Consider the following 26,681-nt stretch of genomic DNA (forward strand, 5'->3'; position numbering starts at 1 on the left):
CCAGGCCATCGGCAACGGCAGGGCGGCCACTCCTCGGAAACCACCCAACGACAAGAAACCATCAGCCACACCCCACCGTCCCCGGGCATCCAGGGCATCACCCCAGACGATCAACAACCTTATGGAGAGACCATGGTGAGCAACCCGGCACCGGGCCTGAAACACCCCGTTCCGCAGGCGCGCCCCGCTGTGCCCGAGCCTCGGGACGCCGGTTCGGTCCGTGCGGTGCCCGAGCCCCGGAACGCCGGCTCGCCCGGGATGCCCGTGACGTCCGGTGCGGCCGCCGGGCCCGGCCCGCGAACGTACGGCCTGGCCCACGCTCCCACGGCCGGCACCCAGGCGGCGCCCACGGTCCCCGCCAACCTCCTGCCCAGCCGCACCCCGGCCCAGCTGCTCGCCATCGCGCGCCAAGGCCTCGCGGAAGCGGCCCGCACCCGCCCCGACGGCCTGCGCTACGCGGCCGCCCACCTCGCGGCCCTCCGAGCGGCCGCCGCCGTGCTCGCCGCCCGTGCCAGACCGGCCGCACCCACCCGCCGCAACCGCGTCACCAGCACCTGGTCCCTCCTGGTCCTGGTGGCCCCCGAGTTCGGCGACTGGGCCAGCTACTTCGCCCTCGGCGCCACCAAACGAGCAGCCGCAGAGGCCGGCATCCCCCGCGTGGTCACGGCCCGCGAGGCGGACGACCTCCTGACGGCGGCGGAGACCTTCGTGTCCCTCGTGCAGGCGGCCCTCGGCCTGGCATACCAACCCAGCCTCGAAGCCGCCTGACCACCTGGCGCGAGGCACGGACAGCCGGGAGCCATTGCGTCCGATCGTTCGGCGCTCGTGGCGGTGCATCGGGTGTCCGGTGCGTCGGGGCTCACGGCGTTTGAAGCTGCGGGTGCCGAAGCTTACGGCGTTTGAGGCTGCGGGTGTCTGGGGTCTTCAGCTCTGCTGCTGCTCCTTCGCTCGCGGTTCTTGGCCGTGGCGTCCCGCGCCTCCCTGCCGCACCCGTCGCGCTGGACGAGGTCCCGGTTTCCGCGACCCCTTGGGTGGTGTGTCGATGCCACGTATGGGCGCGAGCGGGCTGCCGGTGTCGCGTATGGCGTGAGCGGGCTGCCGGAACCATGCATGGACCCGTCCGACCCGGCGGATCCATAAAGATCAACTTCAGTGAGTGCACAGCGGGGCGGGACGATGGCCGGGCGCATGATCAACAGTGCTGCGGCTCTTGCTGAGCTGGTACGGCCCGCCGGGGAGACCGGCGAGAGCGGGATGCACCGGGTGCTGCCGGTGCATGCCGAACTGGGCGAACTGCTCCCGGGCCGCGGACTGCGCCGGGGCAGCACGGTCGCGGTCGGCCTCACCTTCGACACCGCCCGGCAGCCGGGAGACCGACGCGGACCGCGAGACCTGCGAGGTTCGGAAGACCTGCGAGGTCCGGGAGACCTGCGCGGGCCGGGGGAGGGGCGCGGGCCGGGGGAGGGGCGCGGGTCGCGGGCGTCAGGCTTTCCGTTGAATCCGCCGGCGAAGAAGGCGCCGGGCCCGGGTCCGGCGGCGGGGGCAGGAGAAACGCCTTCCTTGCCGGAGGATCCGTCGCGGGCCGGTCCCGCGCCAGCCGGTCCCGCGCCAGCCGGTCCCGCGTCGACCGGTCCTGCGTCGGCCGGGACCGCGCTGGCCGGTCTTGCATCGGCTGGGGCTGCGTCGGCCGGGCTTTCGTCCGTCCGGCGTTCGTCGGCCGTCTCACCGGTGGCGGGTCCTTCTCTTGTCCGGGGTTCCTCGGTGGGCGACCGGGGCCGGGCCGTCGAACGGATCGGTAACGGCGGTACCTCTCTTCTGCTGGCGCTTCTCTCCGCCGCCTCCCATGCCGGGTCCTGGTGCGCTGTCGTCGGCGTACCCGCGCTCGGTGCGCTCGCCGCCGCGCAGAGTGGGATTGCTCTGGAGCGGTTGGCGTTGGTGCCGAATCCGGGGCCCGAGTGGCCCACCGTGGTGGCCGCGCTGATCGACGGGGTCGATGTGGTCGTGGTCGCGGTTCCGGGGCCCGTCGCGCCTTCCGTGACCAGCCGGCTCGTGGCCCGGGCCCGGCAGCGGGGGTGTGTGCTCGTGCCGTACGGGCGGTGGGACGGTGCCGACGTCACGCTGCAGGTCACCCGGGGCCGGTGGGAGGGGCTGGGGGACGGGCGGGGGCGGCTGCGGCGGCGGGAGGTGACCGTTGTCGCTCGGGGGCGGGGGGCTGCGGCCCGGCCCAAGGAAGTGACCTTCTGGATGCCGGCGATCGCGGCCTCGCCCGTCATTCCCCCGGTTTCCGATCAGGTTGCGGCGCCCGAGGAAGAACAGGTGGAAGGGCTGCCGCCAGGAAAGGAAGCGGGACCGGCAAGGGAAGCGGAAGAGGGAGAGGGTGAGGGCCGCGGACCCGGCCCGAGGCGCTGGGGTGCCCTGTCCGTCGTGGAGCCGGCATGAGCATTCCCCGGACCCTGCTGCTCTGGTGCCCCGACTGGCCGGTCATCGCCGCGGAGATCGTGGAGGGGGTGCGCGCCGACGGGCCCGTTGCCGTGCTGCATGCGAATCGGGTGGTGGCTTGTTCCGAGGCGGCTCGGGCCGAGGGCGTGCGGCGGGGGTTGCGGCGGCGGGAGGCGCAGGGGCGCTGTCCCTCGCTGGTGGTCGTCGAGCATGATCCGGGGCGGGATGCGCGGGCCTTCGAGCCGGTCGTCGCCGCCGTGGAGGAGGTGGCCGTCGGGGTGGAGGTGGTACGGCCCGGGGCGTGCGCGCTGGCCGCCCGCGGTCCCTCCCGGTATTTCGGGGGCGAGGAGCGGGCCGCCGAGCGGATCGTCGAGCAGGTCGCGCAGGCATGCGCCGTGGAGGCCCAGGTGGGCGTCGCCGACGGGGTGTTCGCGGCGGGGCTGGCCGCCCGGGCGGGACGGATCGTCGCTGCCGGGCGTACCCGGGATTTTCTCGCTTCGATGACCGTCGAGGCGCTGGAGCGGCCCGCCCTGACCGACCTGTTGCGCCGGCTCGGGGTGAAGACGCTGGGTGACTTCGCCGCGCTGCTCGCGTCCGACGTGCTGAGCCGGTTCGGGTTCGACGGGGCGCTCGCGCACCGGCTCGCCGCCGGGCTGGACCATCGGCCGCTCGCCGTCCGGCAGCCGCCGCCCGACCTGGACGTGACCGACACGTACGAGGAGCCGCTCGAGCGGGTCGACGTGGCGGCGTTCGCCGGGCGGGCGCTGGCCGAGCGGCTGCACGAGCGGCTGGCCGCGTACGGGATGGCCTGCACCCGGCTGGGCATCGAAGCCGTCACCGCCGACGGCCAGGAGTTGCACCGGGTCTGGCGGCACGACGGTTTGCTGACCGCTGCGGCCATCGCGGAGCGGGTGCGCTGGCAGCTCGACGGCTGGCTGACCGGGGCCTGCCGGGGCGGCCCGGCGCGGCCCACCGCGGGGCTGGTCCGGCTGCGGCTGGTGCCCGACGGCGTCCTCGTCCACCTGGGACTGCAGCCGGGGCTGTGGGGGGACGCGGGCGCGGAGAAGGAGCGGGCGCATCGGGCGCTGAGCCGGATCCAGGGTCTGCTGGGGCCGGAGGCGGTGGTGACCGCGGTGGTCGGCGGGGGCCGGTCCGCCGACGACCAGGTCCGGTTCGTGCCGTGGGGCGACGAGCGGGAACCGGCCCGGCCGGCCGCGCCCCAGCCCGGCCCGCATCCCGTGGTGATCGCCCGGGGGGAGCCGGGCCCGGCGGTGGTCGCCGAAGCCGAGCCGGGCCGGCCGACGGACCGGCTGAGGCCCGCGAAACCCGACAAGCGGCCGCCCTGGCCGGGCCGCATTCCCGGCCCGGCGCCGGCCCTGGTGCTGCCGCAGCCGGCGCCCGCGGTGGTGCTCGACGCCACGGGTACGCCGGTAGGAGTGAGCGCCCGCCTCGAGCTGACCGGCCACCCCGCGGTGCTGGTGCTGGGCGAGGAGGCCGCCGAGATCACCGGGTGGGCGGGGCCGTGGCCGGTGGACGAGCGCTGGTGGGCCGAGGGCGAGGGGCGGCGGCGCGCCCGGTTCCAGATGGCCGTGGCCGACGGCCGGGCGTTCCTGCTCAGCCTGGCATCGGGCCACTGGGCCGTCGAAGCGATCTACGACTAGGCGGGGGAGATGGGTTTCCACAATCCACGGATGTCGTGGGGTGAGCTCGAGAAGACCCTGACGGGACAGCGGCACCTGCACGTCGTCGACCCCTTGGCGGTCGACGGTGACGGCGGTGACTCGCCCGCGTGGAGCCGTAAGCGGCAGCCGTACGAGGCCCCGGCGCTGATCCGCTCGGTCGGCGAGGACCGGTACGCGGAACTGCACTGTCACACCAACTTCAGCTTCCTCGACGGCGCGAGCCACCCGGAGGAGCTGGCCGAGGAGGCGGCGAGGCTGGGGCTGACCGGGCTCGCCGTCACCGACCACGACGGGTTCTACGGGGTGGTGCGGTTCTCCCAGGCCGCCCGTGAGCTGGGGCTCCCCACGATCTTCGGCGCCGAGCTGTCGCTGGACCTGAGCGCGCCGCAGAACGGCGAGGCGGACCCCGAGGGCCGGCACCTGCTCGCGCTCGCGCACGGCCCCGAGGGGTACGCGCGCCTGGCCCGGACGATCTCGCGCGGTCAGCTCGCGGGCAAGGAGAAGGGCAAGCCGGCGTACGGGGACCTGGAGCAGATCGCCGAGGTGCTGCGCGACCACGTGCTCGTGCTCACCGGATGCCGCAAGAGCAGTGTCCCGCGCGCGCTGGCCGCCGAGGGGCCGGTGGGGGCGGCGCGGGAGCTGGACCGGCTGGTGCGGCTGTTCGGGCGCGGCAACGTCGCCGTGGAGCTGACCGATCACGGGGACCCGTACGACGACGACCGCAACGAGGTGCTGTACGAGCTGGCGCGCAGCCGGAAGCTCGAGGTGGTCGCCACGAACAACGTGCACTACGCGACCCCGGGGCGGCGGCGGCTCGCGACGGCGCTGGCGGCCGTACGGGCCCGGCGCAGCCTCGACGAGCTGGACGGCTGGCTGCCCGCGGCCGGCACCGCGCACCTGCGCAGCGGCACGGAGATGCGCAAGCGGTTCGCCGCGTACCCGGGCGCGGTGGAGAACGCGGCGATGTTCGGCGAGGACCTGGCGTTCGACCTGAACCTGGTGGCGCCGCGGCTGCCGGACTTCCCGATCCCGGAGCCGGGGCACACCGAGATGAGCTGGCTGCGGGAGCTGACCATGCGCGGCGCGCGGGAACGGTACGGGCCGCCGCAGGCGCATCCGAAGGCGTACGCGCAGATCGAGCACGAGCTGCGGATGATCGAGGAGCTGAACTTCCCCGGCTACTTCCTGGTGGTCTACGACATCGTGCGGTTCTGCCGCGAGAACAACATCTACTGCCAGGGGCGGGGCTCGGCGGCGAACTCGGCGGTCTGTTACGCGCTGCGCATCACCAACGTGGACGCGGTCGAGTACGACCTGCTGTTCGAGCGGTTCCTCGCGCCGGAGCGGGACGGCCCGCCGGACATCGACGTGGACATCGAGTCGGACCGGCGCGAGGAGGTGATCCAGCACGTGTACGCCAAGCACGGCCGGGAGCACACCGCGCAGGTCGCCAACGTGATCTCGTACCGGCCGCGGTCCGCCGTACGCGACATGGCCAAGGCCTTCGGGTTCTCGCCCGGGCAGCAGGACGCGTGGAGCAAGCAGATCGACCGGTGGGGCAGCGTGGCCGCGATCGACGTGGAGGACATCCCCGAGCAGGTGGTCGCCTTCGCCAACGAGGTCCAGAGTTTTCCGCGGCACCTGGGGATCCACTCCGGCGGCATGGTCATCTGCGACCGGCCGATCATCGAGGTGTGCCCGGTGGAGTGGGGGCGGATGCCGGGACGCACGGTGCTGCAGTGGGACAAGGACGACTGCGCGGCGATCGAGCTGGTCAAGTTCGACCTGCTCGGCCTCGGGATGCTGTCGGCGCTGCACTACGCGTACGACATGATCGAGTCCGACCTGGACATCAGCACCATGCGTCTCGACGACGACGAGGTGTACGCGATGCTGCGCCGAGCCGACTCGGTCGGCGTCTTCCAGGTGGAGAGCCGCGCGCAGATGGCGACGCTGCCCCGGCTGAAGCCGGACACGTTCTACGACCTGGTGGTCGAGGTGGCCCTGATCCGTCCCGGTCCGATCCAGGGCGGCTCGGTGCATCCCTTCATCCGACGCAAGAACGGGCTCGAGGAGCCGAGCGTTCCCCATCCGCTGATGGCGAACGCCCTGGCCAAGACACTCGGCGTGCCGCTGTTCCAGGAGCAGCTCATGCAGCTCGCGATCGACGTGGCGGGGTTCGACCCGGCCGAGGCCGACCAGCTGCGCCGGGCCATGGGCTCGAAGCGGTCGATGGAGAAGATGGAACGGATCAAGCGGCGGCTCTACGAGGGCATGGCCGAGCGCGGCATCACCGGTGAGCTCGCCGACGACCTGTTCCTGAAGCTCTCCTCGTTCGCCAACTACGGCTTCCCCGAGAGCCACGCTATGAGCTTCGCCTACCTGGTGTACGCCAGCGCCTGGCTGAAGCGCTACCACCCGGCGGCTTTCTGCGCGGCCCTGCTCAACGCGCAGCCGATGGGCTTCTACTCGCCGCAGTCGCTGGTGGACGACGCGCGCCGGCACGGCGTGGAGGTACGCCGCCCCGACATCAACCTCAGCGCCGCCGCCGCGACGCTGGAGTCGACGGCCACCACCAAGTGGGGTTCGGCGCCCGGGGAACCGCCGCACGCGTGGGGGCTCGGCGGGCCGGCCGTACGGATGGGCCTGCAGAGCGTACGCACCCTCGGCGACGAGCTGGCGAAGGCGATCGAGGACGAACGGACCGCGCACGGGCCGTACCGGGACATGGCCGATCTCGCCCGCCGGACCGGATGCTCGACCGCCCACCTGGAGGCCCTCGCGACCGCCGACGCCTTCGCCGGTTTCGGCCTGTCGCGCCGCGAGGCGCTGTGGGCGGCGGGTGCCGCGGCGCAGGACCGGCCCGGCCGGCTGCCCGGCACGGTCACCGGCACCGAGGCGCCCACCCTGCCCGGCATGGGCGACGTCGACAAGCTGGTCGCGGACGTCTGGGCGACGGGCCTGTCGCCGGACGCGCACCCGGCGCAGTTCATCCGGGAGCAGCTCACCCGCCGGGGCGCGCTGCCGATCTCCGGGCTGGGCCGGGTCGAGGCCGGCACCCGGATCCGGGTGGGCGGCATCGTCACCCACCGGCAGCGGCCGGCGACCGCGGGCGGGGTCACGTTCATCAACCTGGAGGACGAGACCGGGATGCTCAACGTGACCTGCTCGCCGGGGCTGTGGCAGCGGTACCGGCGGGTGGCCCGGACCAGCGCGGCGCTGCTGGTACGGGGGCGGCTGGAGAAGACCGAGGGGGTGCTGAACCTGGTCGCCGACCGGCTCGAGGCCGTCACCCCTCCGGTCACGCCGGCCTCCCGCGACTTCCGCTGAGCGGCCGCTATATTTCCGTTCCGCGCGTCTTGCACCTTTTGAGGCGTAGACCGGATGCGCACGGAAACGTACGACGGGGGAGTGGCGTCATGATCCGTACCATCGGGCTGTCCGCGGTCTTCGTGCTCGCCCTGGCGAGCCCGGCCGCCGCAGCGACCTCTGGCGGCGCGGCTGCCGCCGCCGCGAAGCGGAGTGAACTGGTGCTGAGCTACGAGGCCGACGCCGGTTACGCGGCGGCGGTCGTGCTGCGGTGCGACCCGGCCGGCGGCGCGCACCCGAAGAAGGGCAAGGCCTGCCAGGCGCTGGCGAAGGTGCACGGCCGGCCCGAGCGGCTCAAGCCCGCCAAGGTCATGTGCACGATGGAGTACGCGCCGGTCACCGCGCGGATCGAGGGCACCTGGCACGGCCGTACGGTCGACTGGACGCACACCTTCGGCAACCGCTGCGACCTGGCCCGCACGATGGGCGTGATCATGGCGTTCTGAGCAGGGCGCCGGCCATCGCGCCGGCCTCGCGGACGGACAGGCCCTCGCGCAACCCGAAGCGGGCGGCGTCGTACACGGCTTTGAGCACTGTGGCCTTGCCGCCGACTGCGGCATGACGGACTGCACCGGAGCGCAGCGGAGGGCCGGGACGGCATGCCCGTCAGGCGCTGTTGGAGACGGTCTGCGGGCTGACGGCCGCCCGTGGGCGATCGCCTCGACGGTCGTGCCGGTGCAGCCGCGGCGCAGGAACAGGTCGCGGGCGGCCGCCAGCACCTTCCGGCGGGTCTCCCGGACCTGCTCCGCGCGGGCTGCAGACGTCATGAGCAACGATCTTGGAAAGGCCGGCCGCATCTCCCCATGACCTCTGTCGGATGTCCGTCAGTAGCGGGGCAGAACGTCCGAAGAGTGGCGAGCGTCTATGTCCTGCCGGGAGTGACCCGGTTCGTCGGGGGAGGACGCATGCGACCACGAAGGCTGCCCACACTGCTACTGGGCCTGATCACCGCTACCGCCGGCGCGGTCGTCGCCACGGGCACGGCCGCGCAGGCCCGCCCCGCGACCGGCCGTCCCGGACCCGCGCCGGCCGCCGCGGCCGGCGCCACGTCGATCACCCTGATCACCGGCGACCGGGTCACGCTGACGCGTGACGGATCGGTCGCCGTGCGGCCCGGCCCCGAACGCGCCGGGATGCGGTTCCTCAGCCAGCGCACTACGCACGGCCGGCGCATCATCCCGGTCGACGCCGTGCCGCTGCTGCGCGCCGGGCGGGTGGACGAGCGCCTGTTCGACGTCACCGCCCTCGCCGCGGCCGGGTACACCGACGAGCGCGCCCCGGAGGTGCCGCTGCTGGTCGCGTACCCGGGGAACCAGGCCCGGCAGGCACGGACCGCGACCTCCGTGCCGGGCACGCGCGTGACGCGCGACCTGCCGGTCGTCGGTGCGCTCGCGGTCCGTGCGGACCGGCAGGGCCGGGCCGGGCTCTGGCAGGCGCTGACCCGGGGTACGGGCACCGCGCGCTCGCTGGCCCCCGGCATCGACCGGCTCTGGCTCGACGGCAAACGCAAGGTCAGCCTGGACCGCAGCGTGCCGCAGATCGGTGCCCCGGCCGCCTGGCAGAAGGGGCTCGACGGCACCGGCGTCAAGGTGGCCGTCCTCGACACCGGCATCGACGCCACCCACCCCGACCTCGCCGGTCAGATCGCCGAGGCGCAGAACTTCACCGACACCGCGAGCACCGACGACGAGGTGGGGCACGGCACGCACGTCGCCTCCACGATCGCCGGTACGGGCGCGGCCTCCGGCGGCCGGTACCGCGGCGTGGCGCCGGGCGCGAAGCTCGTCGTCGGCAAGGTGTGCAGCACGGAGTACTGCGACGACTCCGCCATCCTGGCCGGCATGGCCTGGGCCGCGACCCGCGCGCCGATCGTCAACATGAGCCTCGGCGGCCCGGACGTCGAGGGCGTCGACCCGCTCGAGGCCGCCGTCGGCGACCTCACCGCCCGGTACGGCACGCTGTTCGTCGTCGCGGCCGGCAACGACGGTGAGTTCGCCCCCGTCGGCTCCCCGGCCAGCGCGGACGCGGCGCTGGCCGTCGGCGCGGTGGACCGCGACGACCAGCTGGCCGACTTCTCCAGCCGCGGCCCGCGGACCGGCGACAACGCGATCAAGCCCGACATCACCGCGCCCGGCGTCGAGATCGTCGCGGCCCGGGCCGCGCACGACGTGATCGGTGGTCCGGCGCCGGTCGACGGTTACTCCAGCCTGTCCGGCACGTCGATGGCCACCCCGCACGTCGCGGGCGCCGCGGCCATCCTGACCCAGCAGCACCCCGGGTGGACGCCGCAGCAGCGCAAGACCGTCCTCATGGGAGCGGCGAAGCCCACCGCCGGCGTCGACGTCTTCGGGCAGGGCGCCGGCCGGGTCGACGTGGCCCGGGCGATCACCCAGTCCGTCGCCGTCGCCGAGGGCTCGGTGAGCTTCACCGGCGGGCGCTGGCCGCACGGCGACGACCAGCCCGAGACGAAGACGGTGACCTACCGCAACGACGGCACCGAGGCGGTCACCCTCACGCTGAAGCTCTCGGCCTCGGCCGAGGTGTTCTCGCTCGCCACCACGACGCTTACCGTTCCCGCCGGCGGCACCGCCACCACGACGCTGACCGCCGACACCGGCGCCGACGTGCCCGACGGCTACTACACCGGTTACCTCACGGCCACCGGCGCGGGCGGGCTCAAGGTCGAGACGCCGGTCGCGGTGTTCCGCGAGCCGGAGAGCTACGACGTGCGCTTCGAGGGGATCGACCGCGACGGGACGCCGTCCGAATCGCTCTTCGGCGTCGCCTTCAACCTCGAGACCGGCCGGGACTACACCATCACCGGGCCGACCTCCGTCAAGCGCCTGCCCAAGGGCGAGTACGGCCTCTTCGCGTACCTCGGTGAGGAGGACTCGACGATGCTGGTCCAGCCTCGCCTGGTCGTCGACGGGCCCCGGACGATCCGTCTCGACGCCCGCCTGGGCAAGCCGCTGGCCATCAGTGTGCCGCGCCGCGCGTCGCAGCTGACGCTCGTGGCGGCCAACGCGGACTGGCTGATCGACTCCGGCGGGTACAGCGCCGGGCTCGCCGGGATCGAGATGAAGGGCCTCTACACCGCGCAGATCGGCGGGCGGCAGCCGTACAAGCCCTTCACCGGCTCGGTCAACGCCTCCTTCGCCGAGCCGGGCCCCGACGGGACGCTGCGCAACAGCCGGCACGTGTACGACCTCGGCTGGTACTCCGAGGGCGTCATGTACACGGGCTTCCGCAAGGCCGTACAGCAGCGTGACCTCGCGACGATCAAGGCCACGTACGCCACCGAGGCGACCGGGACGCAGGGCGCCAAGGCGAACTCGGCCCGGCGCGGGGACCTGGGGTACTGGGCCGTTTTCGTCCCGTTCGACCTGCCGTTCCAGCGCACCGAACAGGTCAACACCGACGGCGGCGCGCAGTGGTCCAGCGAGTTCTACCAGCAGCTGCCGCCGGCCTCCGAGGACGACTGGCCGGAGGACGTCAGCGTGACCACGGCCCCGCCGGCGACCTTCCGCGCCGGGCGCACCTATCACCAGCAGTGGAACAGGGCGGTGTTCGCGCCCTCGGTCGCCGGCCCGCAGTGGCCGTGGGAGCACATCACCCGCACCGGCGACACGATCGCCGTGCTGCTGCCCACGTACGGTGAGGGCTCCGGGCACCCCGGCTTCAGCACGCTGGAGTCCGCACGCCTCGCGCTGTACCGCGGCACGCAGCTGATCAAGGAGGTCGAGGACCCGGTGGCCGAGTTCGAGGTGCCCGCCGCGACGGGCGACTACCGCCTCGAGCTCTCCGCCGCCCGCGGCGCCCCGCACACGCTGTCCACCCAGGTCAGCGGCGTCTGGACGTTCCGCTCCGGGCACGTCGCCGGGGAGACCCCGCAGCGGCTCGCCGTCTCCACGGTCCGCTTCCACCCGGCGCTCGACGAGCACAACGCGGCCCCGGCGCGGCGGCCGCAGCTCGTCCCGGTCACCGTCGACCAGCAGGTCAGGTCCACGGTCCGGCGGGTCACGGTGCAGATGTCGGCCGACGACGGCCGCACCTGGAAGGCCGTGCCCGTGGTCGGCTCCGGGGCGCACCGCGCGGCGGTGGTCCGCAACCCGGCGGGCGGCTTCGTGTCGCTGCGGGCCACGGCCACCACGGACAGCGGCACGGTCACCCAGACGGTGATCCGGGCGTACGCGATCCGATGACGCACCGGCGGGGGTGGCAGGCCACGGCTCGCCGCCCCCGCGCCCGCGGCGGGCCGATACGCTGCGCAGGTGGACACCGCATCGACGCGTACCCCCCGCCCGCCCGTCACCGTGCGTACGGCCGCCGTCTGGGCCGTGCTGCGCCGCGAACTCGAGCGGCACGCCGGTCGCGAGCTGACCGTGCTCGACGTGGGCGGCGGCACCGGCGGGTTCGCCGTACCGCTGGCCGAGGCCGGGCACGCGGTCACCGTGGTGGACGCCAGCCCGGACGCGCTCGCCGCGCTCACCCGGCGTGCCGCCGAGGCCGGCGTCGCCGACCGGGTCCGCGCGGTGCAGGGCGACGGCGACGCGCTGGCCGGCCTGGTCGCGCCCGGCAGCGTCGACCTCATCCTCTGCCACGCGGTGCTCGAGGTGGTCGACGACCCGGCCCGGGTCGCCGACGCGATCGCCGCCGCGCTGCGGCCCGGGGGAGCGGTCAGCCTGCTGGTCGCCGGCCGCGCCGCCGCGGTGCTCGGGCGCGCCTTCAACGGCCACCTCGGCGCGGCGTCCGCGCTGCTCACCGACCCCGACGGACGCGCCGGGCAGCGCGACCCGCTGCGCCGGCGCTACGACGCGGAGTCCGCCGTCGCCCTGCTCACCACGGCGGGGCTCACGGTCGAGGAGACCCACGGCGTACGCGTGCTCGCCGACCTGCTGCCCGCCGCGGTGGTCGAGGGCGACCCGCAGGCGATGATCGACCTGGAGCTGGCGCTGTCCGCCCGGCTGCCGTTCCGCGACCTCGCCTCCCAGCTGCACGTCTTCGCCCGGCGCCCGTGAGCCTCCCCCCGCTGCCGGATCCGTTCCCAGCAGTCCGGCAGGCCGGCCACGCTCTTCTGCCGGCCGGCGACGCCTTTCTGCCGGACCCGCTGTCGGTGGTCCGGCCGGCCTACGGGCGCGGCAGTCTCGCGGATCTGCTGCCCAGCGTCTCGGCCGTGCTCGGGGTGCCGGGCGCCGCCGACGTGCTGGGGCTGGGCGAGCAGCTCGGCGGCGTCGACCGGATCGCGGTGCTGCTCGTGGACGGGCTGGGGGCGTACCAGCTTCCGGTCGCCGCGCCGTACGCGCCGGTCCTCGGCGAGCTGACAGGACGAACGCTCACCGCCGGTTTCCCGTCGACCACCCCGGTCAGCCTCACGACGCTGGGCACGGGCCGGCCGCCGGGGGCGCACGGGATCCTCGGGTTCACCGTACGCAGGCCCGACGGCAGCGTGCTCAACCACATCAGATGGGGCAAGGACCCCGACCCGGCGCTGTGGCAGCCGCTGCCCACCCGCTTCGAGACCGCGGCCGGCGCCGGGGTCGCCACGACCCTCGTGACCCCGCCGCACTTCGAGGGGAGCGGCCTGACCGTCGCGGCGTACCGGGGTGCCGGGTTCACCGGCGCCACCGACCCGTACGCCCTCTCCACCGCCATGCTCGGCGCCCTGTCCCGCCCCGGCCTCGTGTACGGCTACTACGCCGACCTCGACCACCACGGACACGGCTCGGGCGTCGACTCGGAGCCGTGGCGCGCCGCCGCCGTGGAGGTGGGCGAGCTGGTCACCCGCCTCGCCGAGGGGCTGCCGCGCGGGGCGGCGCTGCTGGTCACGGCCGACCACGGGCAGCTCAACATCCCGCCGGAGAACCGCCTCGACCTGGCCGCCGAGCCCTCGCTGAGCGCCGCGATCACCGGGGTCTCGGGGGAGCCCCGGGCCCGCTACCTGTACGTCGAACCGGGCGCCCGGGACGACGTGGTGGCCGCGTACCGGGAGGTGCTCGGGTCCTCGGCGTGGGTGCTGACCCGCGAGGAAGCCGTGGAGCTCGGGCTGTACGGCCCGGTGGCGCCCGGGCATCTCGACCGGATCGGGGACGTGGTGATCGTGTGCCTCGGTCACACGGTGGTGCTCGCCGGGGGATGGGAGCCGCCGTCGGTGGGGTCGCTGGTCGCGTACCACGGGTCGGTGACCGCCGCCGAGATGCTGATTCCGCTGCTCATTTCTGTCGGACCCCCGCTCTAGTCTGCTTGCCGTGGGACGCAGCCAGGCGATCGGCCGGGGACGGGACCCGCGGTTCGGGCCGGGCGCCGACGACGCGGGATGCCCGATCCTGCACGTCGACATGGACGCGTTCTTCGCCGCCGTCGAGGTGCGCCGCCGCCCCGAGCTGCGGGGCAAGGCCGTCGTGGTCGGCGGGGTCGGCCCGCGCGGCGTCGTGAGCTCCGCCAGCTACGAAGCCCGAAGGTACGGCGTCCGCAGCGCGATGCCGTCCGCGCGGGCCCGGGCGCTCTGCCCGCACGCGGTGTTCCTGCCACCGGACTTCAGCGAGTATTCGGCCGCCTCCCGGGCCGTCATGCAGATCTTCCGGGACGTGACCCCGCTGGTGGAGCCCCTGTCCCTGGACGAGGCGTTCCTGGACGTCGCGGGGGCCCGGCGGCTGCTCGGCCGGCCCGCCGCCATCGCCGCCGCCATCCGCCGCCGGGTGGCCGAGGAGCAGCGGATCACCTGCTCGGTGGGGGTCGCGCCGACCAAGTTCCTGGCCAAGCTCGGCTCCACCCGGGCCAAACCGGACGGCATGCTCGTCGTCCCGGCCGGCCTGACCCTCGACTTCCTCCACCCGCTGCCCGTCGACGCGCTGTGGGGCGTGGGGGAGAAGGCGGCCGAGCACCTGCGCCGCCTGGGCCTGAGCACGGTCGGTGACATAGCCCGGGCGCCGGTCGGCATGCTGCGCTCAGCGCTCGGCGAGGCGTCCGCCGCCCACCTGCACGAGCTGTCCTGGGGGCGGGACCCGCGCCGGGTCACCCCGGAGCACGAGGAGAAGTCGATCGGCGCCGAGCTGACGTACGACACCGACGTCAGCGACCCGGCGGTGCTCCGCCGCAGCCTGCTCGCCCTCTCCGACAAGGTCGGCGCCCGCCTGCGCGCGGCGGGCACGGTCGGCCGTACGGTCTCGATCAAGGTCCGCCTCGCCGACTTCCGCACGGTCAGCCGCTCCCGCACGACGCCGGGCGGCACTGACGTCGCCCGTGAAATCTTCGAGACGTCCTGGGCGCTGTTCCGGGCGCTGAGCCCCACCGAACCGATCCGGCTCATCGGCGTACGGGTCGAGGGCCTCACCCCCGCGGCGACCGCATCGCGGCAGCTCACCCTGGGCGAACCGGAACGCGGCTGGCGCGAGGCGGAGACCGCCGCCGATGCCGTGGCGGCCCGTTTCGGCCGGACCATCGTCGGTCCGGCCAGTCTTTTGGGACGAACTGATCTGCGCCGGACCGAAAATCACCCCCACTCGACGGTCGTCCCGCTTTCCGACCCGCCAACCCCCTCGTAGACTTGCGGTAAGGCAGCCGGTCGGCTGTCTCGCACCATCGGCCGCCCGCACCACCGCCGGGTGGCCGGACATGCGCCCGGGGAGGAATGCCGTGCCGCTCTCGGAGCACGAGCAGCGGCTGTTCGATCAGATCGAGCGGTCGCTTGCCGAGGACCCCAAGTTCGCCTCGGCTGTGCGGAACAGTGACCCACGCTTCCACGCCCGGCGCCGGCTGGTCGTCGCGGCGTTGGTGATCGTCCTGGGTCTCGCACTGGTTGTGTACGGCACGGTGAGCCGCAATACGCCGCTCGGCGTGGCCGGCTTCGTGGTCATGCTGGCAGCGGCCGCGTTCGCGATGCAGAGCCGCCGGAAGGGGCAGGCACCCGACCTGCACGCCGTCGGCGGCACCGCGACCCGCCGCACCCGGCAGACCCGCAAGGCGGGCCTGATCGACCGGCTCGAGGACCGCTGGCGTCAGCGCCCCGAAGGTCACCGCTAGCCCACGACCGGCGACAAGATGGCGGCCATCCGGCCGCCATCGCCGTATGTCCGGGTCGCGGCGCTCGCTCCTGCGCAGCGCCGGCTGCCGGCGGCGAAATCGGATGCTTCCGTGCGGCTCGAACATGCCGCTCTCCATCCGGGCCACCGACGACGACGGCACGCTCATCGGCGGCGTCACCGGATGGACCTGGGGTGGCTGCGGCAGCATCCAATCCCTGTGGTTGTCCCCGGAGCATCGGGGCCGGGGCCTCGGCAGCCGGCTCCTGACCGCGGCCGAGAGCGAGATCCGGCGGCGTGGCTGCGACCGGGTCGTCCTGGCGACCATGTCGTTCCAGGCGCCCGGGTTCTATCTGCGCCACGGGTATGAGCAGGTGGGTCTCACCCCGGGCATGCCACACGGCTCCGCCAAGCACCACTTCCACAAGCGGTTGACCTGACAAGCTCGCCCTTCCGGGCCGGAACCAACCCCGGACACGCCGATGCCGCCCGCAGCCAACGCGGGCGGCATCATTCGTCTTCTCGTCAGCGGCTGCGGTTGGCCAGGAGCCGGCGCGGGCTGAAGCGGACCAGGACGTCGCGGCCGCGGCTGAGGGTGCCCATCCAGCGGGCCGAGGCGTCGCCCAGGCCCATTCGCCAGCGGAGGATCACCGACGGGGGCAGGAGGACCGCCGCGAGCCGGGTACCCCGGGGTGCCGTGTGGGCCAGGCCGCGGCGGACCTGGGTGAGGGCCGAGGCCAGGCCGTCGCCCTGCAGCGGGGTACGGGCGTACCGGGCGCGTTCCTCCGCCTGGCCGAGAAGGGTCGCCGCGTCGGCCGGGGTGCCCTCCAGTTCGGCCTCGCGGATCAGGCGGCGGGCCGTGTGCCTCGGGGTCTCGGTCGGATCCACGGGTACGCGGTAGTCGACCATCGTGTCCACGAGCTCGTCCCAGGCGGCGTGGGCGTCCTCGCGGGCGCGGGCCGACTCCGTCGTGACCGTGACGTCGCGGGCCCCCGGGGGTGCGGGGCCCGCCGCCGCGGTGACCCTGACCGGGGTGGTGGCCGCGTGCCGGCGCCGGCGGACGAGGATGCGGCGCAGGGCCGGTACCAGCAGCAGGGCGATGACCAGCGCGGCGCTTCCCGCGACGATCAGGCCCGTGGCGGAGGCGCCGGACGAGGGCGGCGCGCCCGCGTTGTCGAGGGCGCCGGCGCCGAGGTCACGGTCGGCACGGTCGTTCGAGTCGGGTCCGGACGAGGCGTCGGCGCCGGGCGCCGACGAGGAGCTCGACGTGGCCGTCGGGGTCTCGACGCGGTCGTTGTCCGGGGCCCACTCGGAGCGGCTCGAGCCGACGACCGCCGCCGCCGGGGTGGCGTCGAACGGGATCCAGCCGTAGCCGTCGAGGTAGACCTCGGTCCACGCGTGGGCGTTGCGGTTGGTGAGCACGTACGTGTCGCCGTCGCGGGTGCTGCCGCGGGTGAAGCCGAACGCGACCCGGGCGGGGATGCCGGCCTCGCGGACCATCCAGGCGAGGGCCGCCGCGTACTGCTGGCAGTAGCCGGTCTTGTTCTCCAGGAAGGCGGAGATCGCCGACGCGCCGCCGGTGGGGTCCGCCGCCTGCAGGCTGTACGAGAACCCGTTCTCCCGGGAGAAGTAGCGGTACAGCGCCATGACCTTGTCGTACTGCGTGTCCTCGCCCTTGATCCGCGCGGCCACCAGCGCCTCGACCTTGGGGTCGTCGGGGACGGAGGTGTACTGCGTACGGATCGGGTCGTCCTCGGCGAGCGGCTCGGAGCGGCGCAGCTCGCCGGGGGTGTACTTGGCGCGGATGTAGTCGAAGGAGTACTTCTGGCCCTTGGTGGTGGTCCGGTTCGAGAACACGACCTGCGAGTTGGGGTCGTACGACCAGGCGCCGTCGAGGCCGTCGACGTCGACGGGCAGGGAGTAGACCGGCGCGAGGGTCTGACCGAAGTCGTCGGTGACCTCCACCTCGGCGTGGTACTGCTGGTAGCTCCCGCCGTCGGTACGGTCGTTGCGCCGCGGGTCGTCGATGCCCCGCGACAGCGGCCGGCCGGTCGGGGTGCGGTTGCTGAAACCGTCCGCGCTGAGCACGTCGGCGACGCCGAACCGCAGGTAGAACGGGTCCCGCTCGGTGGTACGCACCCGGACGAAGTCCGTGGTCTTGCTCTGGTTGAGCTGGCCGGTCAGCGACGCGAAGAGGTTGATGCGCCCGTTGCCGCCGGTACCCGTACCGTTGCCGCCCACGCCCGTGCCGACCTGGGTGAGCCGGTTGAGCAGGCCGGTGTCGAGGCCCGGCACGATCAGCGGGAGCAGCACGGCCGCGGCGACGCCGATCATGGCGAGCCGGCGGCCCGCCGCGGCGAGCGGCGACGGCTCCCAGACGTCCACGTCGCGGCCGTCGCCGGTGAAGCGGCGGCCGAAGCGGCGGACCCGGTCGACGTTGTCGGCGACGAGCAGCCAGAGGAAGCCGACCGCGCCGACGATGAACGGCACCACCGGGACGCTGTCGACGTACACGGCGACCGGCACCGAGTAGATCGCCAGCATGGGCAGCCCGGCGAGGGCCGGCCGGCGGGCGATGACCGTGAGCACGTCGACCGCGATGGCGACCGAGCCGATGCCGAGGGCGGCGAGGAACAGCAGGCCGTCCCGGTCGGGTACGGGCACACCGTACGACCGCGTGTCGTTGCCCGCCTCGGTGAACAGCTCGCCGAAGTGGTTGAAGGTCGACGGCGTGGGGAGCAGCGCCAGCAGCTCCTCGCCGCTGGGGAACATCCAGGTCAGCGTGAGCAGCAGCACGAGGATCATGCCCGCGATCTGGGCCCACGTCGGGAACCGCAGCGTCCGGGCCAGCACCGCCGCACCCGCGACCAGGCCGACCGCCAGGATGCACTGCAGCAGCCACGTCCAGGTGTCGAAGATGGCGGAGAGCGGTGCGGCAGCCAGCAGGGTCGCCGCTGCCGCCACCAGCCCGAGTCGTCGTCGCCCGGTCACAGCACTGCTCCCGTCTTCACATGCCCGCTCGTCGTCTCGTGCCCGCTCGTGCGCACCGGCCTGCCCGTCTTCACATGCCCGCCACTGTCTCGGCCATCGCCGCGCGGTAGGCGAAGCCCTGCGAACCGCGTCCCGCCGCCGGCCAGAGCGCCGCCAGCGAGTCGCCGTGGGTGACCGGCACCGAGCGCCAGCCGCTGCGGACCAGCGCCAGCGACGTCGCGGCGTGCTGCCGGTCGGCCTCCTGCCGGTCGGGCGCGGTCATGTTCACCCAGGTGGAGCTGTCGACGGCGAAGCCGATGCAGGTCGCGCCGTTGCCGCGCAGCCCGCTCAGGACCTCGGCCTCGGCGACGCTGAGCGCGCCGAACAGGCCGATCACCAGCCCGCCGTCGGAGCGGCGCCGGACCGCGTCGACCAGCACCGAGATGTCGCCGGTCGGGCTGAGCTTGACGTCGGCGAGGGTGTCGAGGATGGCTCCCTCGCCGCCCGCCTCGGTCGCGTCGAGGTCGATGCCCGTACCCGTGACCAGGCGCAGCTTGTAGCCGGCCTGGCGGAGGTGGACCGCGATGCTGGCGGTCGCCGACACCGCCCACTCGAAGCTGGACGTCGGGCCCTCGCCGCGGTGGGCGTGCTGCCGGGTGTCCAGGACGACGGTGGCCCGCGACTCCCACGGCTGCTCCTCGCGGCGCACCATCAGCTCGCCGGTCCGGGCCGTCGAGCGCCAGTGCACCCGGCGCAGGTCGTCGCCGCGGCGGTACTCGCGGGTGGCCGCGTCGTCCTCGCCGTGCACGGCCACCGAGCGGGCGCGGCTGTCGCCGGTGCCCGCGTACTCGCCGGCGAGGCGTACGGACGGCAGCGGGACGACCTGCGGGATGACGGTGAGCCGGTCGACGCTGGGGAACGAGCGGGTCAGCTCGCACAGGCCGAACGGGTCGGTCAGCCGGATCACCAGCGGCCCGACCGGGTAGCGGCCCCGCACGTCGGCGCGCACCGTGTACGCCACCGAGCTGGCCGTGTGCGCGCCCAGCCGCTCCAGCACGACGCGGGGACGGCTGCCCAGCGCGTACGGGAGCCGGTCCTCCAGCAGCAACGTGCCGGTGGGCAGCCGCGACATGTTCTGCAGCCGCAGGATGACGCGCGCGCTGGAACCCACCGGCGCCCGGCCCGGCTCCAGCGAACGCGTGCAGGCCAGCTTGTAGCGGCTGCGGCCCACGTACGCGGCGGCCAGCAGCGGGAGCGCCGCCAGCAGGATCGCCACGCGCAGCAGGTCGCGCTCGCCGAGGATGACAGCGGAGATCGCCGCGGCGGCGGCCGCCGCGAGGAAGGAGCGGCCCCGGGTCGTCATGCCCCGCATGGCCTCCCGCATGTCAGAGCCCCCGCGACTCGTACTGTGCCCGGCCGTCGCCCGTGGCGCGGGTGTCGTACGGGGAGCGGCTCCGGTCGTGCGGCAGCGGCAGCCGGTGCACGATCTCGGCCACGATCGCGTCCGTGGTGCGCCGGTTGAGCTGCGCGTCGGCCGTCGGGATGATGCGGTGCGCGAGCACCGGGACGGCCAGCGCCTGCAGGTCGTCGGGGAGCACGTAGTCGCGGCCCTCGAGCGCGGCGACCGCCTTGGCCGTGCGGACGAGCTGCAGCGTCGACCGCGGCGAGGCGCCCAGCCGGATCTCCGGCGCCTCCCGGGTCGCGGTGACCAGCGCGATCGCGTACTGCTGGACCGCGTCGGCCGCGTGCACGTCCCGGACCGTGGCGATGAGCCGGCGCACCAGCGCGGCGTCGGCCACGGCGCGCAGCTTGTTCAGCGGGTCGACGGCGCCGTGGCCGCCGAGCATCGCCAGCTCGGCGCGCGGGTCCGGGTAGCCCATAGCGATGCGCGCGGTGAAACGGTCGCGTTGTGCCTCGGGCAGCGGGTACGTGCCCTCCATCTCGATGGGGTTCTGCGTGGCGATGACCATGAACGGCGCCTGCAGCTCGTACGTGGTGCCGTCGACCGTGACCTGCCGCTCCTCCATGCACTCGAGCAGCGCGGACTGGGTCTTCGGCGAGGCCCGGTTGATCTCGTCGCCGACCACGAGGTTGGCGAAGACGGCGCCCGGCTTGAACTCGAAGTCGCGCGTCTCCTGGTTGTAGACGCTGACGCCGGTCACGTCGCTGGGCAGCAGGTCCGGGGTGAACTGGATCCGGCGGACCGAGCAGTCGATCGAGCGCGCGAGGGCCTTGGCGAGTTTGGTCTTGCCGACGCCGGGCACGTCCTCGATCAGCAGATGGCCTTCGGCCAGCATCACGGCGAGCGCGAGCCGCACGGTGGCGCTCTTGCCCTCGATGACCTGCTCGATGTTGGCGATGATCGCCTCGCTGGCGGCGCGGAACTCGTCACCCTGCAGCGGGCCGCCGGGCTCATCCCAGGTGGGGGTTGTCACGGGCCTCCTCCATGTCGTTCTGCCCCTTCCCTGCACTGACGCCGAAAGGGAACCGAAGGTTCGCGGGCGGCCGGGGTGTCCGTGGGCCTCCGGCGCCGCCGCCCGTTCCTGACAGGTTAGCCCGGTCACAGCAAGTCGCCGAGTAGGGCGTTAAGGCCTATCACGTCGCGTGGTCAACCAGACACGCATATCGGATGGGTTACGAATGAACCTTTTCAACGTGGCGAGGTCGGCAGCACCCGCCGCCGGTCCGCGGACCGGGGCTGTCAGGCTCAATGCCAGGTTGAAAAGGTTCATCGAAGGACGGGTGATACCGGTCGCCGCGCCCGGAGCGGGGCGAGTACCATGCCGATATGGCCCGCGCCTTCCTGCTTCTTATCTAGCCGCGCCGTCGTCCCCGAGGACGACGACAAGCGCGGCGCCCCCTCCTGCCGAAGGGGGCTTTTTTGTGCCCTCTTATGCCCCAAGGCCCGGCCACGACGACGAGAACGAGATGGTGACGATGAGCGAGTCCGAGACCAACGCGGACATCCCGCCGTACCGATACACGGCCGCGAAGGCCGCGGAGATCGAGCCCCGCTGGCAGGCGTACTGGGCCGACAACGGCACCTTCAACGCGCCGAACCCCACCGGCGAGCTGGCCGACCCCACGCACCCCCGCGCGGGCGCGCCCAAGCTGCACGTCCAGGACATGTTCCCGTACCCGTCGGGCTCGGGCCTGCACGTCGGGCACCCGCTGGGCTACATCGGCACCGACTCGTACACCCGGTACAAGCGCATGGCCGGCTACAACGTGCTGCACCCGATGGGCTTCGACGCCTTCGGCCTGCCCGCCGAGCAGTACGCGGTGCAGACGGGCACGCACCCGCGCACCACCACCGAGGCCAACATCGAGCGCTACCGGGGGCAGCTGCGCCGGCTGGGGCTGGCGTACGACAACCGCCGCAGCTTCGCCACCACGGACCCGGACTACTACCGCTGGACCCAGTGGATCTTCCTGCAGGTCTTCAACTCGTGGTTCGACCCGGACCTGCGCAAGGCGCGCCCGATCGACGACCTGGTCGCCGAGTTCGAGGCCGGCACCCGGGAGGTCCCCGGCGGCCGCGCCTGGTCGCAGCTGCCGGCGGTCGAGCGGCGCAAGGTCATCGACGGCTTCCGGCTGGCGTACGTCAGCGAGGCGCCGGTCAACTGGTGCCCGGGGCTGGGCACCGTGCTGGCCAACGAGGAGGTCACCCCCGACGGGCGCAGCGAGCGCGGCAACTACCCCGTCTTCCAGCGCTCGCTGAAGCAGTGGATGATGCGGATCACCGCGTACGGCGACCGCCTGGTCGACGACCTGGACGCGCTGGACTGGCCGGAGCCGGTCAAGCTGATGCAGCGCAACTGGATCGGCCGCTCGCGGGGCGCGCACGTCGACTTCCCGACTGATGGCGACGACGTCATCTCCGTGTTCACCACGCGCCCCGACACCCTGTTCGGGGCGACGTACATGGTGCTGGCGCCCGAGCACACGCTGGTCGACGCGATCGTGCCGACCACGTGGCCCGCGGGGACGAACCCGGCATGGACCGGCGGTGCGGCCGACCCGGCGGAGGCGGTCCGGACATATCGAGCAGCGGCCGCGGCAAAGACCGAGGAGGAACGGACCGACGCCAAGGTGAAGACCGGCGTCTTCACCGGTGCGTTCGCCACCAACCCCGTCAACGGCGCGAAGGTTCCGGTCTTCATCGCGGACTACGTGCTGGCCGGCTACGGCACCGGCGCGATCATGGCGGTGCCCGGCCACGACGAGCGGGACTGGGACTTCGCGCAGACGTTCGACCTGCCGATCGTGCGCACCATCGAGACCCCCGAGGACTTCGACGGCGCGTACACCGGCGACGGCGCCGTGATCAACAGCGAGTTCCTGAACGGCAAGGGCGTGGCCGAGGCGAAGGCCGCGATGATCGCCTGGCTGGAGGAGAAGGGCCACGGTCGCGGCGCGACCACCTTCCGGCTGCGTGACTGGCTGTTCAGCCGGCAGCGCTACTGGGGCGAGCCCTTCCCGATCGTGTACGACGAGACGGGCCTGCCCATCGCGCTGCCCGAGTCGATGCTGCCCGTGGAGCTGCCCGAGGTCGACGACTTCTCCCCGCGGACGTTCGACCCGGACGACGCCGACAGCGAGCCGGAGACGCCGCTGTCGCGCAAGAAGGACTGGGTTCACGTCGAGCTGGACCTGGGCGACGGGCTGAAGACGTACACCCGCGAGACGAACACGATGCCGCAGTGGGCCGGCTCCTGCTGGTACGAGCTGCGCTACCTGGACCCGCACAACGAGAAGGTGCTGGTCGACCCGGAGAACGAGGCGTACTGGATGGGCCCGCAGCGTCCGGGCGACCCGGGCGGCGTGGACCTGTACGTCGGCGGTGTGGAGCACGCCGTGCTGCACCTGCTGTACGCGCGCTTCTGGCACAAGGTCCTGTACGACCTGGGCCACGTCTCGTCCTTCGAGCCGTTCCGCAAGCTGTTCAACCAGGGCTACATCCAGGCGTACGCCTTCCGCGACGCGCGCGGCGTCATCGTGCCCGCCGAGGAGGTCGTCGAGCGCGACGGCAAGTACTACTACGGCGACCAGGAGGTGGCCCGCGAGTACGGCAAGATGGGCAAGTCGCTGAAGAACGTCGTCACGCCGGACGAGATGAGCGAGCAGTACGGCGCCGACACGTTCCGCGTGTACGAGATGGCGATGGGCCCGCTGGACGTGTCCCGCCCGTGGGACACCCGGGCGGTGGTCGGCTCCCAGCGCTTCCTGCAGCGGGTCTGGCGACTGGTGATCGATGAGGAGACCGGCGCGATCCGGGTCACCGACACCCCGCTGGACCCGAAGACCCGCCGGGCGCTGCACCAGACGATCGCCGGTGTCCGCGAGGACATGGACGAGCTGCGGTTCAACACGGCCATCGCCAAGCTGATCCAGCTGACCAACACGCTGACGCCGCTGCAGGCGACGTCGCGCGAGGCGATCGAGCCGCTGGTGCTGATGATGTCCCCGTTCGCGCCGCACCTGGCCGAGGAGCTGTGGCGCAAGCTGGGCCACGAGGACACGTGCGCGTACGCCGACTACCCGGTCGCCGACCCGGCCCAGCTGGTCGCCGAGTCGGTGACCTACCCGGTGCAGGTCAACGGCAAGGTCCGCGGCCGCGTCGAGGTCGCGCCGGACACGGCCGAGGACGCCGTACGGGCCGCCGCGCTGGCCGAGGTGGCCGACGCGCTGGCGGGCCGCGAGCCGCGCAAGGTGATTGTGGTGCCGGGCCGGCTGGTCAGCGTCGTCGTCTAGATTTCACCTGCTGGAACGGGGCCCGCCGCGATCACCCGTGGCGGGCCCCGCGGCGTCAGAATGACCCCGTGCCTGATCTTCCGGATGTGCTGCCCGTCGCCCCGCTGACCGCGCCCCTGGACGCCACGGTGCGCCCGCCCGGCTCCAAGAGCATCACCAACCGGGCGCTGATCTGCGCCGCGCTCACCCCCGGCACCTCGACGCTGACCGGCGTGCTCTTCGCCGACGACACCCGGGCCATGATGTCCGCCGTCGCCGCACTCGGCGCGCGGGTCGAGGCCGACGAGGCCACGCGTACGGTCACCGTCACCGGCATCGACGCGCGCGCCGCGGCGACGGCCGGGATGATCGACGCGCGGCAGTCCGGCACCACGTCCCGGTTCATCCTGCCCGCGGCGGCGCTGCTGTCCGGCCGTACGGTCGTGGACGGCTCCGCCCAGCTGCGCGCCCGCCCGTTCGGCCCGGTCCTCGCCGCGCTGCGCGACGCCGGCGCGGTCGTCGAGGAGCTCGACCGGCCCGGTTACCTGCCCGCGGCCGTACGCGGCCCGCTGCGCGGCGGCCCGGTCGAGGTCAGCGGGCACATCTCCAGCCAGTTCCTCTCCGGGCTGCTCATGGCGGGCCCGCTGATGGCACGGGGGCTGTCCGTGTCGGTGACCTCCCCACTGGTCTCGGTGCCGTACGTGGAGATGACCAAGGCCGTGATGGCGGCGTTCGGCGTGACCGTCGACGGCCTGGTCGTGCCCCCGGGCGGCTACCGCCCGACCCGCTACGCCGTCGAACCGGACGCCAGCGCCGCCTCCTACTTCCTGGGCGCGGCCGCGGTGGCGGGCGGCCGGGTGACGGTCGCCGGGCTGGGCACCGGCAGCCTGCAGGGCGACGTCCGGTTCGCCGACGTGCTCGAGCAGATGGGCGCCACGGTGTCACGCACGCCGGACTCGGTCACGGTCAGCACGGCCGGCCGGCTGCGCGGCGTCGACGTCGACATGGCCGACATCTCGGACACGGCCCAGACGCTCGCGGCGGTCGCCGTGTACGCCGACACCCCGACCCGCGTGCGCGGCATCGGCTTCATCAGGAAGAAAGAGACCGACCGGCTCGCCGCGGTCGTCACCGAGCTGCGCCGGGCCGGCATCGACGCGGTCGAGGACGAGGACGGCTTCACGATCCACCCGGGGCAGCCGCGGCCGACCCGGTTCGCCACGTACGAGGACCACCGGATGGCGATGAGCATGGCACTGCTGGGTCTGCGGACGGCCGGGATGGAGATCGAGGATCCGGGCTGCGTCGCGAAGACCTACCCGGACTACTTCACCGACCTGGCAGCGCTCGCCTGACCTTCGGGGGCGCGGATCGGCCGGGTGCAGGCCGGCTGGGCGGGTGCCGGCTGGGCGGGTGAGTGCCGGCCGGGCGGTGCCGGCGCCGCCTCGGAGGTGCCGGTTCATACGGGCGGGCCACAAACGGTGGGTCATGCGGCCAAAGGCGGTCTCGGCGACGCCCGCCAACCGCTGCCCGGCCAGGTCGTCCCGGTGGCGCGCGGTCTGGCCGCCCGGCGGTGATGCGGTCAGGCGGCGCCGGGGGCTTGAGGTCAGGCGGTTCCGGTGGCGCGCGGTCTGGCCGCCCGGCGGTGATGCGGTCAGGCGGCGCCGGGGGCTTGAGGTCAGGCGGTCGCGGGGGCCGGGGTCGTGGCGGCGGCGCGGCGGGCGGCGAGGCGCCAGCGGAGGACGATTGTTGTCGTGAGGGCGAAGCCGATCAGGGCCGGTGCCAGCGTGACCGGGTTCAGGGAGCCGGGGGAGGCCACCGCCGCGCCGATGACCGCGTAGGAGACCGCGGACGGGATGGCGGCGAGCGTGGTGCCCAGCAGGTAGCGCTTGCGGCAGACCGACGTCGTGCCGTACGCGTAGCCGATGAGGCCGTAGGGGGCGAGCGGGAGGAAGCGGACCAGCAGGACCGCCGCCAGGCCGCGGCGGTTGAGCCAGCCGTCGAGGCGCTTGAGGCGGCTGCCGTTCTTGGCGCCGAGCGCGCCGCGGCCCGCCCAGCGGCCCGCGTAGTACGTCGCGATGGCCGCGATCACGGCGGCGGCTAGCGCGGTGGCCGCGCCGGTGGCCGGGCCGAGCAGGGCGCCGCACGCCAGGGTGATCGCCGTGCGCGGCACCAGCACCGAGAGGAGCAGGCCGCCCACCACGGCGATCGCGACCGCGGCGGCCGGGCCGAGTGCGAGGACGGAGTCGGCGATCGACTGCAGCGGCAGCAGCGCGGCGGCGCCGCCCAGGAGGGCGACGACGGAGGTGAGGACACCGAAGCGCAGGGCCCGCCGGCGCCACCCCATCGGGGCGTGCTCGAGCTCGGCGCCCGCCGGCGTGTCCGGGGTCTGCTGGCTGGCCTGAGGGTCCGCGGGAGAGCTGTGCACGCCCCGCGGGGCGATCAGGGTGTCAGTCATGCAGGCGTACCG

Annotated in this window: 17 protein-coding genes; 13 read left to right on the forward strand and 4 right to left on the reverse strand. The window is 73.6% G+C overall.

Annotated features, from left to right (window positions below; translation table 11 throughout):
- Window positions 1-258 precede the first annotated feature (258 nt).
- The 11 genes from IT780_RS26135 (at window position 259) to IT780_RS26185 (ending at window position 15,948) form a co-directional block, all read left to right on the forward strand.
- Window positions 259-768, forward strand: coding sequence for an SAV_6107 family HEPN domain-containing protein (locus IT780_RS26135; protein WP_199514619.1), 510 nt, complete (start codon window positions 259-261; stop codon window positions 766-768).
- Between the two features lie 885 nt (window positions 769-1,653).
- Complete coding sequence (gene imuA' / locus IT780_RS42140; protein WP_233413550.1) at window positions 1,654-2,439, forward strand: DnaE2-dependent mutagenesis accessory factor ImuA'; 786 nt, start codon at window positions 1,654-1,656, stop codon at window positions 2,437-2,439.
- Window positions 2,436-4,100 carry a DNA polymerase Y family protein gene (locus IT780_RS26145; RefSeq protein ID WP_199514329.1) on the forward strand — a complete coding sequence of 555 codons (1,665 nt, stop codon included), beginning with the start codon at window positions 2,436-2,438 and terminating at the stop codon, window positions 4,098-4,100. Before imuA' ends, IT780_RS26145 begins: the two co-directional genes overlap by 4 nt.
- A gap of 9 nt (window positions 4,101-4,109) precedes the next feature.
- On the forward strand, window positions 4,110-7,451 hold the full coding sequence (locus IT780_RS26150; RefSeq protein ID WP_199514330.1) for an error-prone DNA polymerase: 3,342 nt from the start codon (window positions 4,110-4,112) through the stop codon (window positions 7,449-7,451).
- Between the two features lie 89 nt (window positions 7,452-7,540).
- Window positions 7,541-7,936, forward strand: coding sequence for an SSI family serine proteinase inhibitor (locus IT780_RS26155; RefSeq protein ID WP_199514331.1), 396 nt, complete (start codon window positions 7,541-7,543; stop codon window positions 7,934-7,936).
- Between the two features lie 459 nt (window positions 7,937-8,395).
- Window positions 8,396-11,692, forward strand: coding sequence for a S8 family serine peptidase (locus IT780_RS26160; protein WP_199514332.1), 3,297 nt, complete (start codon window positions 8,396-8,398; stop codon window positions 11,690-11,692).
- A gap of 69 nt (window positions 11,693-11,761) precedes the next feature.
- Window positions 11,762-12,508 carry a methyltransferase domain-containing protein gene (locus IT780_RS26165; RefSeq protein WP_199514333.1) on the forward strand — a complete coding sequence of 249 codons (747 nt, stop codon included), beginning with the start codon at window positions 11,762-11,764 and terminating at the stop codon, window positions 12,506-12,508.
- Window positions 12,505-13,725 carry an alkaline phosphatase family protein gene (locus IT780_RS26170; protein ID WP_372443797.1) on the forward strand — a complete coding sequence of 407 codons (1,221 nt, stop codon included), beginning with the start codon at window positions 12,505-12,507 and terminating at the stop codon, window positions 13,723-13,725. Before IT780_RS26165 ends, IT780_RS26170 begins: the two co-directional genes overlap by 4 nt.
- Before the next feature lie 10 nt (window positions 13,726-13,735).
- Window positions 13,736-15,031 (forward strand): DNA polymerase IV, encoded by a 1,296-nt coding sequence (locus IT780_RS26175; RefSeq protein ID WP_199514334.1) that lies wholly within the window; start codon window positions 13,736-13,738, stop codon window positions 15,029-15,031.
- A 91-nt stretch (window positions 15,032-15,122) separates the two neighbouring features.
- Complete coding sequence (locus tag IT780_RS26180) at window positions 15,123-15,509, forward strand: SCO2097 family morphological protein (RefSeq protein WP_199514335.1); 387 nt, start codon at window positions 15,123-15,125, stop codon at window positions 15,507-15,509.
- Window positions 15,510-15,633: 124 nt separating this feature from the next.
- On the forward strand, window positions 15,634-15,948 hold the full coding sequence (locus IT780_RS26185; RefSeq protein WP_199514336.1) for a GNAT family N-acetyltransferase: 315 nt from the start codon (window positions 15,634-15,636) through the stop codon (window positions 15,946-15,948).
- An 85-nt stretch (window positions 15,949-16,033) separates the two neighbouring features.
- Here IT780_RS26185 and IT780_RS26190 read toward each other — a convergent pair whose 3' ends face one another.
- The 3 genes from IT780_RS26190 to IT780_RS26200 all read right to left on the reverse strand — a co-directional run bounded on the left by IT780_RS26190 (window position 16,034) and on the right by IT780_RS26200 (window position 20,913).
- Complete coding sequence (locus tag IT780_RS26190) at window positions 16,034-18,499, reverse strand: transglutaminase TgpA family protein (RefSeq protein ID WP_199514337.1); 2,466 nt, start codon at window positions 18,497-18,499, stop codon at window positions 16,034-16,036.
- 70 nt (window positions 18,500-18,569) lie between these two features.
- Window positions 18,570-19,862: a DUF58 domain-containing protein gene (locus IT780_RS26195; protein ID WP_199514338.1), complete on the reverse strand. Its 1,293-nt coding sequence runs from the start codon at window positions 19,860-19,862 to the stop codon at window positions 18,570-18,572.
- A 1-nt stretch (window position 19,863) separates the two neighbouring features.
- Window positions 19,864-20,913, reverse strand: coding sequence for an AAA family ATPase (locus IT780_RS26200; protein WP_199514339.1), 1,050 nt, complete (start codon window positions 20,911-20,913; stop codon window positions 19,864-19,866).
- A 502-nt stretch (window positions 20,914-21,415) separates the two neighbouring features.
- On the opposite strand from IT780_RS26200, the gene leuS reads away from it, so the two are divergent.
- Window positions 21,416-24,232: a leucine--tRNA ligase gene (gene leuS / locus IT780_RS26205; RefSeq protein WP_199514340.1), complete on the forward strand. Its 2,817-nt coding sequence runs from the start codon at window positions 21,416-21,418 to the stop codon at window positions 24,230-24,232.
- 68 nt (window positions 24,233-24,300) lie between these two features.
- Window positions 24,301-25,566, forward strand: a complete 1,266-nt coding sequence (aroA, locus tag IT780_RS26210) for a 3-phosphoshikimate 1-carboxyvinyltransferase (protein ID WP_307831387.1) — start codon at window positions 24,301-24,303, stop codon at window positions 25,564-25,566.
- 323 nt (window positions 25,567-25,889) lie between these two features.
- Here aroA and IT780_RS26215 read toward each other — a convergent pair whose 3' ends face one another.
- Window positions 25,890-26,669, reverse strand: coding sequence for a TVP38/TMEM64 family protein (locus IT780_RS26215; protein ID WP_199514341.1), 780 nt, complete (start codon window positions 26,667-26,669; stop codon window positions 25,890-25,892).
- Window positions 26,670-26,681 lie beyond the last annotated feature (12 nt).

It is taken from the genome of Nucisporomicrobium flavum, assembly GCF_016464385.1.
GTDB classification, from domain to species: Bacteria; Actinomycetota; Actinomycetes; order Mycobacteriales; family Micromonosporaceae; genus Actinoplanes; species Actinoplanes flavus_A.